We start from the raw sequence: 16,953 nt of genomic DNA, 5'->3' as shown, positions 1-16,953 counted from the left end.
TCATAATTAGACACAAAAGCCGTCCCCATTTACGAGGACAGCTTTTGTAATCATTAAAAGATGAGTGCTAAAATTTCTTCTTTTGTTACATTGCCAAAATAATGGTGGACATCAATTTCATCTAAAATACGATTAATCGATTCCTTTTCATACCGGACTCCGATCAGTTTTTGCTCGATATCCGTAACTTCCCCCACTCCGAAAAAGTCACCATAAATTTTGCAGTTCCTAATGATTCCCTTGCTCACTTCTAGACGGATATCCACCGATCCAACGGGGAATCTATGAGAATTCTGCACATTGAATTTAGGGGACTTCCCGTAGTTCCATTCCCAGTTTTGATATCTTTCTTTTGAGATCTCGTGGATTCTTTTCCAGTCGTCCTCTGTTAGAACGTACTCCGGAATGACTTCACTATCTTCAAAAATATTCTTCAAAAGGAAAGAACGGAATTCTTCCACTGACATCGGTTCTTTAAGAAAGTCGGCAATATTTCCAACCCGGCTCCTAATCGATTTAATGCCCTTTGACTCAATTTTATCTTTCTTCACCTTCAAGGCCGAAACGATGTGGTCCATTTCCGAATTAAACAGCAAGGTACCGTGACTGAACATCCTGCCTTTCGTTGAAAACATCGCATTACCGGAAATTTTCTTTCCTTCGGCGAGGATATCATTACGTCCGCTTAGTTCAGCATGTATTCCCAATTTTTCGAGCGTCTGAACGACCGGCTCAGTGAATTTTTTGAAATTATGAAAGCTGTCCCCATCATCTTTCGTGATGAAGCTGAAATTAAGATTCCCCAAATCATGATAAACAGCCCCTCCCCCTGAAAGTCGGCGGACAACGGTAATCCCGTTTTCTTCAACATAATCCGAATTGATTTCCTCTATCGTATTTTGGTTCCTCCCGATAATGATGGACGGACGGTTTATGTAGAATAAAAGAAAAGTTTCATCAATATTCAAGTGTTTGAGCGCATATTCTTCAATAGCTAAATTAATCTGTGGATCTGTCATACCTTTATTATCAATAAAAAGCAACGTAGCTCCCCCTTGTCGGCGTTCTTCATCCATTTGTTCGTTCAAATATTTTATAATTGAAATTCAAGATTGCTTTTGGCTATAGCAATTTCCCGTTTAAAAACCTCGGAAGCCTCTTTTTTGAGTTGGTTGAGGTCTCCATAATGTGGGAGGTGGGTCAACAACAAAAGTTGGGCGTCGGCCTTATCGGCGAGCATTCCCGCTTCCCTTGCCGTCATATGACCAGCCTTTGTGCCGTCCATGTTGCTGTAAAAATTACTTTCACACAATAAAACATTGGCGTCCTTCGCAAATTCAGCCAATTCATCCATATAGGCACTATCCCCCGTATAAACAAGGGCATGATCTTCAGCTTCGATTCTCATGGCAAAGCATGGCACAGGATGTTTCGTCTTCATAAAAGTAAAAGTGCACGGTCCAATCGTTAAAGGTTCATCAGTGGAATAGGCCACTCCATTTGTAATATCCTTATATGTTAACTTTTCGAATTCCGTAGTATCCAAATCATGGCCATATATAGGAATGGTCCTTTTCTCACTGCCCAAGATTTGCTGTATTAGTGCCGCATGCTGTAAGACACCAATATCCGCTACATGATCTGGGTGATAATGTGATAGCACGACCGCATCAAGTTCTTCAGGTTTCATGTGATTTTGTAGCTGCGATAAAACACCGCTTCCACAATCGAGTAGAATGCGAAAATCTTCATATTCAAGCAAATAGCCGGAACTTGCCTCATTTTTAGCTGGGTAGCCGCCCCAGCAGCCAATTACGGTGATTTTCATCTTTGGCACTCCTTTATTCTCTCATGACTTCCCCATAAATATAAACTATTCTCCCCCTCATTTCATCTTTTTCATATATGTTATAAAACATTAGTTGACATTATCACTCTGTTATAATACAATAAATCTATAGAAATCAGATTAATAAAAAAATTCAGGAGATGATGTTCATGATTCAAAGTAGCGTAGAGTTCTTTAGAAACTTACCTCCAAAGCAGTGTGTGGATTGTGGAAAGAAAATTGAAGAACAGCACGAATGTTACGGAAACCAATGTGATCATTGCCTTACTGGAGAATGAGAGTTTAAGTGTTTTACCATCCAGTAGGATGATCCATATAGGGTTACACCAACTGACCTATCCCCAGATAAAAAGACGATTCCTTTTTTGGAATCGTCTTTTTATCTGTTCTTTTACAACAGATGAACACAGGTATGAAGGTCAAAAGACAAAAAAAAGAATTATCAAGTAACTGATAACCCTTTGAATAAATATACTTTGAATAACTCGGCAATTTCTTCTTTCCCTAATGGTTCATGATACCGTTCCCAATCAAAAATGAGGGCAAGATACATTTTTAACATGAGGAAAGCGGTTATCTCCGGGTCACAGTCCTGAATGTAACCCTTTTCAATCGCCGCTATTAGTTTTTCTTTAATATACGACACTATGGCTTCTTCCATTTCATTCACCATATCCTGAACAGCCGGCGTCCCAATTTCCCTTTCTTCCTGAAGAAGTTTCAAGGATAATTGATGTTCCTGCCTGAATTCCAGAATACGATACACAGCTCTATGCAGATTCTCGAAGAAGGGTAATTCTTGATCGAAGGATTGTTCAGCTTCATACTTCATTTCCTCTATCATCCGTTGGACAATTTCTTTGAACAGCTCTTCTTTATTCTTATAAAAGGTATAGATCGTACCTTTACCAACATTGGCAATTTTAGCTACTTGATCCATCGTCGTTGCCTTGTATCCAAAGAGAGAAAAGGATTTAGTAGCAGCTTCTAAAATCAATTTTTTACGATCAACAGACATTCCTCACCCCAAATCTGACCAAAATAAAGAAACGGTCAATAAGTTCTATTATATCTTACCAAAACATCTCTTGTAATTCAATCGATTTACCAATATATGATTCACTGGCCTTCCCGTTTATCAATAAAACAGTGACTACCCATCAATGGACAGACACTGTTTTTATGGGAGTGGCATCGACTTGTTGAATGAAGTCAAAGACCTCCTTCACCACTTTCTCGGATTGACCGATGCAGTCTGGCAAACTGAAACCATCATAAGAACTGCCGGCAAGAAAGACACCGGGTAGTTCAGTTCTGATGCTTTTCTTTAACTGTTCAACCTTTTCTTTATGACCGACCGTATACTGCGGCATGGTCTTTTTCCATCGACTGATCAATGCAAAGTCAGGTTCCTTGGTTATCGACATCGTTTTGTTCAGATCATCCAATACAATCCTTATGATTTCTTCATCTGATAAGTCTACCACCGTTTCGTCACCGGAGCGTCCGATGTAACAGCGAAGTAGAATTTTTCCGGCCGGTGTCATATGTGGCCACTTCTTATGAGTGTATGAACAGCAAGTAACTGTATAATCACTGTTTCGGGACACCACAAAACCGCTACCCCTTAATTCCATATTAAATGCGTCTTCATCGAATGCCAAAGAGATTGTAGCCACACTGATGGCTGACATTTCCCTTAGCATATCAAAGTAGGGGTAATTCGCAAACATGTTATAGCTAGCCTGATGGGGCGTTGCCACAATGACTGAGGAGGCATGAACCGCAGAATTATTATTCAATTGAATGACATATTCATCGTTCACTTTGTCAATTTCCCTTACCCTTACGCCCTTAAGGAAAGTTTCAGGGGCAAGTTTTCCTTCTATTGCCTGAATGAACGACTCCATCCCTGCCTTAAACGTTTGCTGGTCTCTTCTTGTCGTGGAATATTCCTTGGAAGCTGTATTTTTCTTCAAGCCCATGATGAGACTACGATGTTTTTGCTGGGTTTCGTAGAAATCAGGAAACGTGGAAATTAGACTGATTCCGTCCAGATCCCCCGCAACAATGTTCGATAACACCGGTTCTGTTAGGTTCTCAAATACCTCATCACCCAGTCGCCTTCTGATGAAACCGCCAAACGACTGATCCTTCTTTTCTTTAGAACGAGGCAGGATTAAATCAGCCACAGCTCTCAACTTTCCGAAAAGACTGATGGATTGGGTCCTTAAAAAGGGAGCAAGTTTCATCGGAATTCCTATTAAAGTACCCTTTGGTAAAGGATAGAGCGTTTCCCGTACTAACACGGAAAGACTGCCATCCTTCATGCTTACAAGCTGTTCCTCCATACCTACTTCTCTCGCTAGGCGGACTACATGTGAATTCTGGGCTGGAAATGATTCTGGTCCTCTTTCGATGATAAAGCCATCCTTTACGGTGGTCTTTATTTTCCCGCCCAAGCGAGGGTCAGCTTCTATTAAAAGCACTTCATGAGGAAGACCTTCCTGCTTCAACCTTTTTTGAAGATAATAAGCTGAAGCAAGTCCGGTTATCCCTCCGCCGATTATGGCAATCGTTTTTATAGGCTGATCCACCATTCATCGCCCTCTTTTTAAAAATAATTATTTCTCATCCAGCTTATTTAAAACAATGGTAGCCAAGGCATCGATAAATGCCGGTTTTACATTTGGCATATCCGGACGGTAATATCCAGCCCCGATTTCCTCAGTAACCACTTTACACTCATAATCATTATCGTATAGGACTTCAAGATGCTCCGCTACAAATCCTACAGGAATGTAAATGAAAGCCTTAAATCCTTTTTCATGATAAAGGTCTCTTGTAAGATCTTGAACGTCAGGGCCAAGCCAAGGTTCTGGCGTCTGTCCAGCACTTTGCCAACCTACCGCATAATTGGAGACACTTGCACCCTCGGCAATCAATTTTGCCGTTTCTTCAAGCTGCTTCGGATATGGGTCCCCCAATTGTAGAATCTTTTCCGGAAGACTGTGTGCCGAAACGATCAACGCATAATTATCACGTTCTTCTGACGTCATTTTCCCGATTACGCCTTTTAATTGATCGACCCAATACTGGATGAATTTCGGCTCATCGTACCAGCTTTCAACGGATTGAATGCTCATGCCATATTTGGCCGCTTCATCCTGCGCCCGTCCATTGTAGGACTTCACACTGAAAGTTGAAAAATGGGGTGCCAATACGATACTGACAGCCTCCGTGATGCCGTCATCATGCATTTGTTTAACCGCGTCCTCGACGAATGGCTCGATATGCTTAAGGCCCAAATAAGCCTTGAATTCAATGTCGTCCTGGATGGAGTTCAATTGTTTTTCAAGCGCTTCAGCTTGTCCTGCTGTAATCTTTGCAAGGGGGGACAAACCTCCAATTGCTTTATATCTTCCTTTAAGGTCATCCATTAATTCATCACTCGGTCTTCTTCCGTGACGGATATGCGTATAGTATCTTTCAATATCTTCTTCTGTGTACGGAGTTCCATAAGCCATGACTAAAAGGCCCATTTTTTTCGTTGTCATGAAATTACACCTCTTTAGAAAATTTCGATCAATCTATTTTGCATCTTTTAGCCAGTGCGTTTCAAATGATTCGCTCAGCCTTTTTTCATGCTTGATGAATATTCATGTATAAAAGCGGTCAACTTCTTTAATGTTTCCGGGTTCACATCAGGAAATACTCCATGTCCCAAATTGAAGATATAGCCATCCTGTTGCATGCCTTGATCAAGGATTTGTTTAGCACGTTCCTCTATGATATCCCATGATGATAATAAGATGGCAGGATCCAGGTTCCCCTGAACCGTTTTCTGAATGCCCATTTCCCTTGCTTGTGAAATAGGTAATCTCCAATCCAGTCCTACTACATCGATAGGAAGGTCATTCCATTCCAATGCCAAGTGGCTTGCCCCGACACCGAACATGATTAGCGGTACACTTTCCTCACGTAACGAAGTGAAAATACGATTCATGATAGGTTTGATGAACACCCTATAATCCTCGACATTTAAAGCACCTACCCATGAGTCGAAGATTTGCACGGCTTTAACGCCAGCTTTAATCTGTGCCTTCACATAGACAATGATCATTTCCGCTAACTTGTCCATTAACGCAAACCATGCTTTTGGCTCGGAATACATGAATGCTTTCGTCTTATTATAGTTTTTCGATGGACCACCCTCAATCATATAGGAAGCGATCGTAAACGGTGCACCAGAAAACCCTATCAATGGGACAGTCAATTGTTCGTTCGTTAATAATTTAATCGTATCCAATACATAAGGAATATCTTCTTCCGGAGTCAATTCCCCTAATTTTTCAACATCTTTCAATGATCGTATCGGATTGGAAATGACTGGACCAATTCCTGACTTGATTTCAACATCCACGCCCAATGCTGGTAGCGGTGTCATAATATCTTTATATAAAATCGCTGCGTCCACATCATATTGTTCAACAGGCAATCTTGTTACAAAAGCGCATAATTCCGGCTGATGTGTAATTTCAAAAAGAGAATACTTTTCCTTCAATTTACGGTATTCCGGCTGTGAACGACCTGCCTGACGCATATACCAAACTGGCACATGATCCGTTTTCTCTCCTCTAGCAGCTTTTAAAAATGTATCATTCTTAATATCCATACTCATTAATATCCACCTTTCACACACTCAACGTTCCTTTTTTTATGTATCACTTACATAGAATATCAGATGGTAGTTGAATTTCAAATTGAATCTCCTTAAACTATAGCTTTTTCTAATATAGAAGTATAGCCAACCTAAGTATTTGTCAGAAATTCGACCTTTTTCGAAAAAAACCTGAGCAAACGAAGTGACAAAACTAGTTGAAGGATCATGGTAAAAACATTACCTGTTGGGTAAAATGGGTATAGAGACTACTATTAACTATCGGAGGGGAAAATATGAATATATACATTACATCAGGCACATTCAATTTCATGAAAATAAAAAAAGATAAGCATCCAGCTGAAAAAATATTGCTCATGCAAAATGCGGAAACTACCGTTCTCTTACATGAGACAACAAGTAAAACCATTTTTGCTTCGCCACGTAAATACGAAGTCGTGGGTGGCACGGGCGAACTTCCTGAAAACGGGTATGTCGTCATGAACAATATCCCTGTCAGCGAAGAGGGCCGTCCTGTATTCGAGCATCGCTTTAAAAATATTTCTGGTTTCATTGAAAAGGAACCTGGCCTTGTCGCCCTTCGTATCCTAAGGCCAATCCATTCCGAAACATACGTCATCTTGACCATTTGGGAAAAACAAACGAATTTTTTAAGTTGGAAGAACTCAAGCTCCTTCGAGCAAGCCTTCCATAATAATGGATCCAATTCCCCGGTAACCAATTCAAGCCAGAAAATGTTCTCAGGCGAAGCCTATCTGACCCAATACACTTTAGTGAAGGATACCGATGAATAGGCATCAACCATACATGAAAAGGCCACCCATTTTTGGATATCGGCCTTTTCTTTTTTAAAACTGGCAAAAAACGGACGAATCATCCTTGCCCCTGGTTTCAAGGCCCCTCATTTCCCCTAACCTCTTTCCTCTTAAACCATTGATATATGGATAGACAACCTACGCTATACGCCACCCCGAGGGCAAAGCCAGCCAAGACATCGGTAGGAAAATGGACTCTAAGGGCGATCCTGCTCATTCCGATGAGCAGGATTAGTAAAAGAAATCCAATGCCGGCTACCCATTTCAGTGATTTGGACTTTATTGCTTTAATGGTGAAATAAGCAACCATACAATAAAAGATCATTCCTACCATGGAATGCCCGCTTGGAAAACTGAAACCCGGAGCTTCCACCAAGCTATATTCAGGACGATCTCTTTGGATCCATTTCTTTATCAATCTCTTTAAGAGGTCGCCTCCAGCCACTCCTATCGAGACGACTGCCATCGCCGTGTAATCCTTCTTTCCAAACCATACATATAGAACGAGAACTAGACTGCCACACCCTATAAAAATGGATGAACCGAGATATGTGATCGTTTTAAAAAAAGGAAACCAATGTGTAGTATCCACCCCTGTAAAGATTCTCGAAATAGTACTGTCAAAGGGTAATATGACTCCTTTTTCTATTTCGTTCATGATCATAATGAAGATGAACAAGCATATTAGTATGGAAGCAAGCTTCGGATATTTAATCATGATAAATGCTCCTTTATGCATGACCGATTTCCCCTTTTACCCCCTCCAATTATGATATACTATTTACAAATAATCCAATGATTAGGAGGTTTGTGATGATTGAACGATTAGATGTTCTTCTTGAAGAGTCCTACGGGGAGATGGTATCGATCCGACGGTACCTTCACCAATATCCTGAGCTCTCCTTTCATGAAACCAAAACAGCTGCCTTTATCGCCGAGTTTTATCGGAAACTAGGGATAGATGTTCAAACCAACGTCGGGGGAAACGGAGTAGTGGCAAAGATCTATGGTAGTAACCCCGGTAAGACGGTTGCATTGCGAGCCGATTTTGACGGACTTCCCATTCAGGATGAAAAGGAAGTCCCTTATAAGTCCACCGTTCCCGGCATCATGCATGCTTGTGGACATGATGGCCATACCGCGACTCTTCTGGTTCTTGCAAAGACCCTTTATGAACTGAGGGATGAATTGGAAGGTGAATATGTGTTTATCCATCAGCATGCAGAGGAATATGCTCCAGGCGGGGCTAAACCAATGATCGAAGCAGGCTGTTTAAATGGGGTGGACGTGATTTTTGGCACCCATTTATGGGCAACGGCCCCGACAGGAACCATTCAATACGCATATGGTCCGCTAATGGCGGCAGCCGACCGTTTTGAAATCCTGATACAAGGTCAAGGGGGACATGGTGCACAACCTCATAATACACGGGATGCCATCGTGACTGCCTCCCAACTCGTGGTTGCTTTACAGCAAATCATCAGTCGTCGCATTAACCCATTGGATTCAGCCGTCATCACCATCGGTTCCTTTGTCGCGGATAATGCCTTTAACGTCATTGCAGACAAAGCAAAGATAGTTGGGACAGTCCGAACTTTCAAAGAAGATGTCCGTTCTTTCATTCGTGAAGAAATAGAAAGGGTCGTTAAAGGGATTTGCCTTTCTGCCGATTGCACCTATGACTACCAATTCCATCAAGGCTATCCAGCAGTCGTCACCCATGAAGAGGAGACCAGGTTCCTTATCGATTGCACCAGCTCAATCAAAGAAGTCCAATTCCTAGAGGAAGTTGAGCCAAACATGACAGGTGAAGACTTTTCTTATTATTTACAGAATGTCAAAGGAACATTCTTCTTTACTGGTGCCCAACCACGAAAAGACCCTACTTATCCACACCATCATCCCCTATTCGACTTTGATGAACGGGCCATGCTTATAGCTGCCAAGACATTAGGTACCGCGGCAGTCACTTATCAAAAGAAAAAACAACCACGAAAAGAACAAGACACTATTGCGAATAAAGGATAGGCATTGACTTATCCGAACAGCAAAAGGGAACCCCATTAATTCCAGGGGTTCCCTTTTGCACGAAATGAAGCACCTACAAGCGTGTTCTTTAAAAAACTGTAACATGGACGGAACATCCAAAAACTATCCCATATAAACACTTTCACATGTTCCAGGTTTTGGTTCATAAAAACAGTGATTTTTAAATTGGCCGGTGAAAGGCTGGTCATACCATGTTGGAGGGCACGCAGCATATGGGTTGAAGTACCAAAGAGCATATTTCGCTGGGTGTTCTCTCCAACTTTCCAAATTCCTTTTTGCTAATCTTCTTTCAGCCTCTCTCGATCTTTGATAAAATACATTTCCTTTTTGAACCGCTTCGAAAGAATAATTTCCTCCTTGAACCTGATAGACGACTTCAGGGATTGTTCTAACATTTTTAAAGTCTAAGCAATCTGCTACAGCACGATTCACAATGACATTCCCGACATATAACATTCCCTGGAGCCCTTCACCTTCGGCCTCTGCCCTCATCATCCTTGCCATTAAATCTACATCCGAACTTCGGTAAGTTACTCTTGGCATGTTTTCACCTCAATATATAGTATGAAAAATAACTATATTCATGTCTGTTCATAAAAGTGAAACGAAGTTTTAAATAGAAACCGACGGGTACTCTAATCATTCTTTACTGGATAAAAGACGAATCCGATAACAATTGATCGCCGTCTCCCCAAGCTGTTCAAGTAAATGGTGGTTGGCATAGGCACCGACGGCCGCGCCAAACCCCGGAACAAGCTGGAACATTTTGACCACATCAATATAATCGCGATATTCTTGCTGAAAATCCTGCCAATTGATTTCCGGGTGATTGCCCCTATTCCAGTCCTGTATGACCCTTAAAGTCTCCATTTTCTTTTTCTCGCTTGAAAAAGCCATTTGGAAGACGTGAAGGATGAACAATCGTTCTTCATATTCGTTTGGGTCAAATCCATATAGGCGGGAAATCTCAAATAATAGCTTCATTTTTATGCTTAATAGCAGGGGGAAATCGACCATCCCAACCAATAGGCCTGCCGCACCCGTCCCCACCCCTTCAATGACCGCCGTTCTACGATGGCTCGTTACCTTTTCTTTTACCCACTCTTCTTTTTGTTGCAAAGATAACAGCATGACGTTTTTTTCTTTGGATATATACTTAGATCCTGACAACACAGCCCCCACCATGCTTCTAATGCTCTCGGAAATCATTTTATGAACCTTTGTCGGGATATAACTATTCACTTTGAGTTGAACCTTTTTGGAAACCCGCTCAAACTTGCCTGACTTCTTATTGACTTTCTTTGTCCATGAGGCGAGTTCAGATAGCGCCTTTTGCTCGTATGCATCCATTTTTCCCACCTCCATATTTCATGTATATACCGTCCATACAAGTTTTAGCTTTAATTTCTAAAAAATGAAGCTGATTTTTCAAAAGAAAAATCAGCTTCGCGTTTAAAAGTTCTTGATTTTTTTGGTGGCGTACTTTTTGAATCCCAGAATGAAGATGATCCCTAGAACCAATACGGCTAAAGTGGAAACCCATTCTCCCTTTATTAAAAGGATGAGGGAAAACAGTACAGCCTCAAATAAAAGGAAATAGGATATAAGTTTAATGACTGCGGTTTCCCTCATTTTTGCGGGCAATGGATATAAGGAGACCCAGACTTTCCATTCATGCACCTTCCAAACTGGTAAAAGCTGAAGGGCTGTCATGAATAGGAATAAGAAAGTGACGATTAAATGCGCCCAGATGTTAGTAAACACCATAAGTATGATGCCGCCTATTACCGTTAACCGTAAGCATAGACCTACATAATCATTCGATCTAAGCAATGTGCGGGCATACAGGTAATTATAGGTGGATTTTTCACCGTATGGGATGAAGGCTAAAAGCCAGTCCATCCATTTCCTGCGTGCTACCTTCCCTTTCAAGTGAGGAACATCCGTGAACATATTCGCGATTCTGTAAAAAGATGTCATCCGCTTGTTTTCGAGTTCCACCAAACGTTCCCACTTCAAAACAAGGCTTTTAGTGGCACTGCGGTAATACAGATATAAGCCAATCAGCAATACGAAGGTGACCAGTACATATAGGATATGGGCTTTTGAACATACAAAGTAAAGTATGACGCCATTAAGTACCAGGCGGAGAATCGAATCCCAGTGGCTCACTGATACATCCTGGTACTTCAGCACATGCCAGCGCATGGATAAATTCAGATACTTCAATACGAGTAACACAACGAGTATGAACCCTAACTGCTTACCGCTTGCACCCGTAACTTTTGCATACATTGGTACGAATACGAGTAACATGATTAATAGCAAAAATCCTTGCATGACCCAACTGACCATCAGAGAATTTTTGAAGTAGCTTTTCATCTTCGTTTCAAGCGGCAGTAAAAACACGGTATCCGGTTCTTTTAAGAATGTGTTGATGGGACTTCTAGTTACAAGCATGCCCAACACAAAGGCCATGATCAGTTCAGCCGGAAAATCACTATCCAGTGTTTTCACCCAGTCACTGTAATAATAAGCCAAACCGCCTAATACCAATACCATCACGAAAACGAGATGGCCGTTAAAAATGTAACGAAGGTATTTTTGCATTTCCTGGATGTAGAGAATATACCTTTCCTTCCAGAGACCTTGACTATTCATGACCGTTCTCTTCCTTCGTTAACTGGATGTATAAATCATCTAGCGTGGCTCCAGGCATGGAGAATTGTTCGCGAAGCTGCTCCAAGTTACCTTTTGCCCGTATTTCTCCGTTGTGCAGGATGATGAAAGAATCGCAATAACGTTCCGCAGTAGCCAGGATATGCGTCGACATTAATATACCTGCCCCACTCTCCTTCATTTTCCTCATCAAATCAAGCAAAGATTGAATGCCTAGTGGATCCAGGCCTACAAATGGCTCATCTATGATATATAATGATGGTTGTATTAAAAAGGCGCACATAATCATGACTTTCTGTTTCATGCCCTTAGAAAAATGGGCCGGAAACCATTTAAGCCTTTTCTCCATGCGGAATTCCTTCAAGAGACCGGTCATTCTCTCTTTATACTCGGATTCTTCCAGACCATGAGCCATGGCCGTTAGCTTCAAATGTTCCTCAAGCGTCAGTTCATCATATAAAATAGGTGTTTCCGGAATATATGTGAATTGCTTCCGATATGTATCAGGATCTTGGGCGAGTGTTTTTCCATGAATCGAGACACTTCCACCTTTAGGCTCCATGAGTCCAATAATGTGTTTTATCGTCGTACTTTTCCCAGCACCGTTGAGTCCGATTAACCCAACAAGCTCATTAGGCTGAATATCGAAACTTATTCCTTTCAGTACGGGTATTTTCGTGTATCCCCCAACTAGTTGCTTAATTTCCAATAAGGACATATAAACGATCCTTTCTATATAAACGTTCTTTTTACCATTTTACCAAATTCTCCTGTTTTTATATAGTCGAGTGCACCCAATTTAAAATTTCCTAAAATAACCAATTATATTTTTCTTACTTCTGGGCCATCATAATTAAGGAAGAAGGGGCTAGTCATTGCAAGTGATTCACGTCATATTGTAAATGAGGTGTCAGTTAAAGACGTATAACACTGAAATACCCAGAAGTTCCATTACAATTTATTCACATTCAAAATTGTAAATGAGGTGTCAGTCAAAGACGTATAACTGAACGATACCAGAAGCTTCATTATTAAAATCGTTTCGAGCAAGGAGATGGTTCTCTTGCACGTAAAAGCTGAAAAATCATTCATTCATTATCGAATATACTTTGGAAGTTGAAAAAACTTTAAAGATATAGGAGATGGTTGGTTTGAATGCAGAATCTCTAATCAGATGACCAAAATTTTACTCTATTGTAGATGAGGTGTTTGTCGCAGAGAATTTAGATGCTAATGCGAATATATAATCGAAGCCCACTTCCCCTTTTTCAAACCGGCAGGGTGCAACGTTTTCGTTGCATCCTGTTTTTATGTTTTTTCTTTTCCTGGGGAATCATGCTATGGTACGATTAACCAAAATAGTGAATGGAGTGTTTTATATGAGCGATTGCATTTTCTGCAAAATCATCAATGGAGAGATTCCAAGTACGAAAGTATATGAAAATGAACATGTACTTGCCTTTCTTGATATCAGCCAAGTAACAAAAGGACATACACTGGTGATTCCGAAAGTACATAAGGAAAACATTTATGAGTTAACACCTGAGATCGCCAAGAATCTGTTTGAAGTCGTACCGGAAATTGCCCGTGCCATGAAACAGGAATTCGAGCCTGTAGGATTGAATATCCTAAACAACAACGGAGAGGCCGCCGGACAATCCGTCTTCCATTTCCATATGCACTTGATTCCACGCCATGGTGAGCATGATGGATTCGGTGCCGTTTGGAAAACCCATACAAGCGAGTATACTCCTGAAGCTTTAAAAGGAATTGCCGATTCCATTTCGCAACACATCAAATAACATTTCCCTTTTATGTTCATATTAGGGAAAACCAAGACCAAGTAGGTCCCTGATTCCTTCAGGGGCCTGTTTTTTACAGGTTTTTACATAACGATTTCCTACACTAAAAATTCTAAATTTTCCTCCTATTTAAATTCGTTTTCTGTTAGGATATATATAGTCTTACATACTTTCACACATTACTGTATAGGAGGAACACACATTGAAACGTGCACGTAATTTTAACGCGGGGCCTGCTGCCCTTCCATTGGAAGTTTTACAAAGAGCTCAAAATGAATGGTTGAATATCGAGGATTCTGGCATGTCTGTCATGGAATTAAGTCATAGAAGCGCAGAATTCGAAAAAATCCACAATCACGCGATCCAAACGCTGAAAGAAATCATGGAAATTCCGGACAATTACGAAGTCTTGCTTTTACAAGGTGGAGCCAGCCTCCAATTTTCCATGGTTCCGATGAATATATTGAAAGATGGGAAACGTGCAGATTACGTCCTGACTGGTTCTTGGTCGGAAAAGGCTTTAAAGGAAGCCAAGAAAGTTGGGGAAACAGCGGTCGTTGCCTCTTCTAAAGATGATACATATACGTTCATTCCCAAAGTTACTGATATCGAAATGAATGAAGATGCTGCCTATTTGCACATTACAAGCAACAATACCATCTACGGCACTCAATGGAAGGAATTCCCTGAAACAGGAAGCGTCCCACTCGTGGCAGATATGTCGAGCGATATCCTTAGCAGAAAAATTGATGTTAGTAAGTTCGGCATCATTTATGCGGGAGCACAAAAAAACTTGGGACCATCAGGAATCACGGTCGTAATTATCCGTAAAGACTTAATAACTGATAATGACAAGATTCCTTCCATGCTTAATTATTCTATTCATTCAAAAAGTAACTCTTTATACAATACACCGCCAACATTGGCCATTTACTTATTATCCCTTGTATTGGATTGGGCAAAAGAACAAGGCGGTGTAGAAAAACTCGCACAAATCAATGAAGAAAAGGCTAAAGCCATCTACGATACCATTGATAACAGCAATGGCTTCTATAAAGGACACGCCCTATCTGATAGCCGTTCACATATGAATGTTACGTTCACGCTTCCAACAGAAGAAGCTGAAAAGCAGTTCCTAAAGGAAGTAAAAGAAGCTGGATTCGTAGGCCTTAACGGACATCGCTCCATCGGAGGTTGCAGGGCATCCATTTATAATGCCGTTCCACTTTCCCATTGTCTGGAACTTGCTGCGTTCATGAAAAAGTTCCAAGAATCTTACAGCGCAAAAGAAACTCAAGCCCTTTGATATGTAGGTAATTGTGACTTCTAAAAGGCTAGGTCCTATGATATAATATTTTAAACTTCTTGCAACAAGCAATAGTGCATTGTTGAAGAAATTTAGTTGAGATGAGAATAGGAGAGATGAGTAAATGAAAACGAAAACCCTTGTGTCGATGTCCCTATTAATTGGGATTGGAGCAGCCCTCCATTTTATCATTCCTGGATTCTTCTTAGGAATGAAGCCTGACATGATGTTGCTGATGATGTTTTTGGCGATTGTACTGTTTCCCGAGAAAAAGAATGTATTCATCGTCGCCCTGGCTGCTGGAGCCATTTCTGCCATGACAACGACATTCCCTGGAGGACAAATCCCCAATATCATCGATAAGTTGGTCACAGCCTTTTTGTTTTACCTTTTATTCATCGGGATTAGGAAGTTTTCAACTTCCGTTATCAGCGTGAGTATCCTGACTGCCTTAGGAACCATCATATCTGGTGCTGTCTTCCTTGGTTCGGCTTATTACATCGTTTCCTTGCCAGGACCTTTCGTTGCACTATTCGGAGCTGTCGTACTTCCTGCCGTACTGCTTAACACAGTGGCAATCATCGTTATTTATCCAATTGTGAATGGCATTGTAAAAAAAACAAAGATACCCGTTCATGCTTAATCAGCAGGATTAACATACTTTAAAAAGCACCGGATGCCCGGTGCTTTTTTTTACACTCCTATATGGATTCGAACCAACACCCACTAGATCTCGCCAACTCATCCTAAAACCACTCGGGCGCTTAATGAACAAGCACCCATAATAACCAGACCAAAAGCAGAAAGGCACCTGGGACCCCCAGCATGACTGCATTGGACTGAAGCACCCTCTTAGGGGGATAACTCCCTGGATGTTTTGCTCTTGCTAAAAAATACCCCATCCCGCACAGGCATAGTAGACCTAATAAAAATATCATTTTCATTGTAAACCCACCAATGCCATCAACAGAGCCGACAGCATGTTTTTTTATTATCTATATGCTGAACTTCCCTTTATATGTAAACTTCCAGAGTCTTCACACTTGGTTTCCCTATCATTATTGAAAGAAAGAAGTTTAAAAAAATATTTTTGTGATATAAAGATAAAATGGTAGATCCTCTTCCATAAGTAAGAAAATTATGGTATTTTGTTATCAATAGCATTTATATCCCTATATAACATAATTTCCAATTGATGTTTTTCCTAGCAGGGATTTAGGCCATGTTAAGCGAAATGAATAATTATAAAATGAGGTGATTCTAAATGAAGGCAAAATCATTATTGATCGGCTTTATTACCGGAACAGTTGTAGCGGGTGCAGCCACATTACTTTCTACACCAACTTCAGGGAAAGACCTACGGAGTCGCATTAAAACAAATTCCGATGAAATTAAAACAACGATTGAAGAGTTGAAGGTTAAATTGCTGAATATTAAAGAGGACACGATGGAAGCGACTCAAATTAGCAAAGAAACGGTGAAAACTTTCATTTCGGATGTACAAGTCGTCATAGAGAACTGGAAGCAGGACATCGAACCGAATAAAACGGAGTTATTGAGGAATGTTCAAGAAATAGAGGAATCTTTAAGAGAATTGGAAACAACCATACCCTCTTCTAAAAACTGAAGGCAAAAGGAAGCACATTGTCGAATCTCCATTTTTACCATAAAAATACATCGTATTTTAGGGAAAAATGGAGAATTCATTGGCGATTATTAAATTTTCTAAAAATTTTGCTAATATTCTCTTTATTAATTTTTATTTTATTGTC

19 protein-coding genes are annotated in these 16,953 nt (G+C 40.7%); 7 read left to right on the top strand and 12 right to left on the bottom strand.

Features of this window, described 5'->3' with window-relative positions; translation table 11 throughout:
- Positions 1-53 precede the first annotated feature (53 nt).
- Positions 54-1,043, bottom strand: coding sequence for a lipoate--protein ligase (gene lplA / locus ACIQXH_RS11500; protein WP_402955790.1), 990 nt, complete (start codon positions 1,041-1,043; stop codon positions 54-56).
- A gap of 50 nt (positions 1,044-1,093) precedes the next feature.
- Entirely contained in the window at positions 1,094-1,828 is a 735-nt protein-coding gene (locus ACIQXH_RS11495; RefSeq protein WP_402867727.1) for an MBL fold metallo-hydrolase, read from the bottom strand.
- A 170-nt stretch (positions 1,829-1,998) separates the two neighbouring features.
- Here ACIQXH_RS11495 and yhfH point away from each other — a divergent pair, with 170 nt between their 5' ends.
- Entirely contained in the window at positions 1,999-2,127 is a 129-nt protein-coding gene (yhfH, locus tag ACIQXH_RS11490) for a protein YhfH (RefSeq protein WP_402867726.1), read from the top strand.
- 164 nt (positions 2,128-2,291) lie between these two features.
- Here the strand turns inward: yhfH and ACIQXH_RS11485 are convergent, their stop codons facing one another.
- The 4 genes from ACIQXH_RS11485 to hemE all read right to left on the bottom strand — a co-directional run bounded on the left by ACIQXH_RS11485 (position 2,292) and on the right by hemE (position 6,524).
- Entirely contained in the window at positions 2,292-2,867 is a 576-nt protein-coding gene (locus ACIQXH_RS11485) for a TetR/AcrR family transcriptional regulator (RefSeq protein ID WP_402867725.1), read from the bottom strand.
- Between the two features lie 142 nt (positions 2,868-3,009).
- On the bottom strand, positions 3,010-4,449 hold the full coding sequence (gene hemY, locus ACIQXH_RS11480) for a protoporphyrinogen oxidase (protein ID WP_402867724.1): 1,440 nt from the start codon (positions 4,447-4,449) through the stop codon (positions 3,010-3,012).
- A 24-nt stretch (positions 4,450-4,473) separates the two neighbouring features.
- Complete coding sequence (hemH, locus tag ACIQXH_RS11475; RefSeq protein WP_402867723.1) at positions 4,474-5,406, bottom strand: ferrochelatase; 933 nt, start codon at positions 5,404-5,406, stop codon at positions 4,474-4,476.
- Between the two features lie 74 nt (positions 5,407-5,480).
- Positions 5,481-6,524, bottom strand: a complete 1,044-nt coding sequence (hemE, locus tag ACIQXH_RS11470) for a uroporphyrinogen decarboxylase (protein ID WP_402868528.1) — start codon at positions 6,522-6,524, stop codon at positions 5,481-5,483.
- Between the two features lie 281 nt (positions 6,525-6,805).
- Between hemE and ACIQXH_RS11465 the strand changes: the two genes are divergently transcribed.
- The gene (locus ACIQXH_RS11465; RefSeq protein WP_402867722.1) at positions 6,806-7,324 is read left to right on the top strand and encodes an antibiotic biosynthesis monooxygenase family protein; all 519 of its coding nucleotides are present in this window, start codon (positions 6,806-6,808) and stop codon (positions 7,322-7,324) included.
- Between the two features lie 97 nt (positions 7,325-7,421).
- Here ACIQXH_RS11465 and ACIQXH_RS11460 read toward each other — a convergent pair whose 3' ends face one another.
- Complete coding sequence (locus tag ACIQXH_RS11460; RefSeq protein WP_403123555.1) at positions 7,422-8,084, bottom strand: phosphatase PAP2 family protein; 663 nt, start codon at positions 8,082-8,084, stop codon at positions 7,422-7,424.
- 74 nt (positions 8,085-8,158) lie between these two features.
- Here ACIQXH_RS11460 and ACIQXH_RS11455 point away from each other — a divergent pair, with 74 nt between their 5' ends.
- Positions 8,159-9,373 carry a M20 family metallopeptidase gene (locus tag ACIQXH_RS11455; protein WP_403123552.1) on the top strand — a complete coding sequence of 405 codons (1,215 nt, stop codon included), beginning with the start codon at positions 8,159-8,161 and terminating at the stop codon, positions 9,371-9,373.
- Positions 9,374-9,496: 123 nt separating this feature from the next.
- Here ACIQXH_RS11455 and ACIQXH_RS11450 read toward each other — a convergent pair whose 3' ends face one another.
- From ACIQXH_RS11450 to ACIQXH_RS11435, 4 genes are all read right to left on the bottom strand, one after another.
- On the bottom strand, positions 9,497-9,937 hold the full coding sequence (locus tag ACIQXH_RS11450) for a cell wall hydrolase (RefSeq protein ID WP_402867719.1): 441 nt from the start codon (positions 9,935-9,937) through the stop codon (positions 9,497-9,499).
- 96 nt (positions 9,938-10,033) lie between these two features.
- Complete coding sequence (locus tag ACIQXH_RS11445) at positions 10,034-10,744, bottom strand: EcsC family protein (protein WP_402867718.1); 711 nt, start codon at positions 10,742-10,744, stop codon at positions 10,034-10,036.
- 102 nt (positions 10,745-10,846) lie between these two features.
- On the bottom strand, positions 10,847-12,055 hold the full coding sequence (locus ACIQXH_RS11440) for an ABC transporter permease (protein ID WP_403123549.1): 1,209 nt from the start codon (positions 12,053-12,055) through the stop codon (positions 10,847-10,849).
- A complete protein-coding gene (locus ACIQXH_RS11435) occupies positions 12,048-12,791 on the bottom strand; it encodes an ABC transporter ATP-binding protein (protein WP_402867716.1) in 744 nt (247 codons plus the stop codon). The genes ACIQXH_RS11440 and ACIQXH_RS11435 overlap by 8 nt, the downstream gene beginning before the upstream one ends.
- Before the next feature lie 661 nt (positions 12,792-13,452).
- Between ACIQXH_RS11435 and ACIQXH_RS11430 the strand changes: the two genes are divergently transcribed.
- The 3 genes from ACIQXH_RS11430 to ACIQXH_RS11420 all read left to right on the top strand — a co-directional run bounded on the left by ACIQXH_RS11430 (position 13,453) and on the right by ACIQXH_RS11420 (position 15,824).
- Positions 13,453-13,875 carry an HIT family protein gene (locus tag ACIQXH_RS11430; protein ID WP_402955763.1) on the top strand — a complete coding sequence of 141 codons (423 nt, stop codon included), beginning with the start codon at positions 13,453-13,455 and terminating at the stop codon, positions 13,873-13,875.
- A 202-nt stretch (positions 13,876-14,077) separates the two neighbouring features.
- Positions 14,078-15,181, top strand: coding sequence for a 3-phosphoserine/phosphohydroxythreonine transaminase (serC, locus tag ACIQXH_RS11425; RefSeq protein WP_403123547.1), 1,104 nt, complete (start codon positions 14,078-14,080; stop codon positions 15,179-15,181).
- 124 nt (positions 15,182-15,305) lie between these two features.
- Positions 15,306-15,824, top strand: coding sequence for a tryptophan transporter (locus tag ACIQXH_RS11420; RefSeq protein ID WP_402867713.1), 519 nt, complete (start codon positions 15,306-15,308; stop codon positions 15,822-15,824).
- 121 nt (positions 15,825-15,945) lie between these two features.
- Here ACIQXH_RS11420 and yhzF read toward each other — a convergent pair whose 3' ends face one another.
- The gene (gene yhzF / locus ACIQXH_RS11415; RefSeq protein ID WP_402955735.1) at positions 15,946-16,125 is read right to left on the bottom strand and encodes a membrane protein YhzF; all 180 of its coding nucleotides are present in this window, start codon (positions 16,123-16,125) and stop codon (positions 15,946-15,948) included.
- A gap of 320 nt (positions 16,126-16,445) precedes the next feature.
- On the opposite strand from yhzF, the gene ACIQXH_RS11410 reads away from it, so the two are divergent.
- Complete coding sequence (locus ACIQXH_RS11410) at positions 16,446-16,808, top strand: YtxH domain-containing protein (protein WP_402867712.1); 363 nt, start codon at positions 16,446-16,448, stop codon at positions 16,806-16,808.
- The last annotated feature ends 145 nt before the right edge of the window (positions 16,809-16,953 follow it).

Source organism: Peribacillus sp. NPDC097225 (assembly GCF_044761955.1).
Classification (GTDB): domain Bacteria; phylum Bacillota; class Bacilli; order Bacillales; family DSM-1321; genus Peribacillus.
This window is presented reverse-complemented; position numbering and strand designations above follow the sequence as displayed.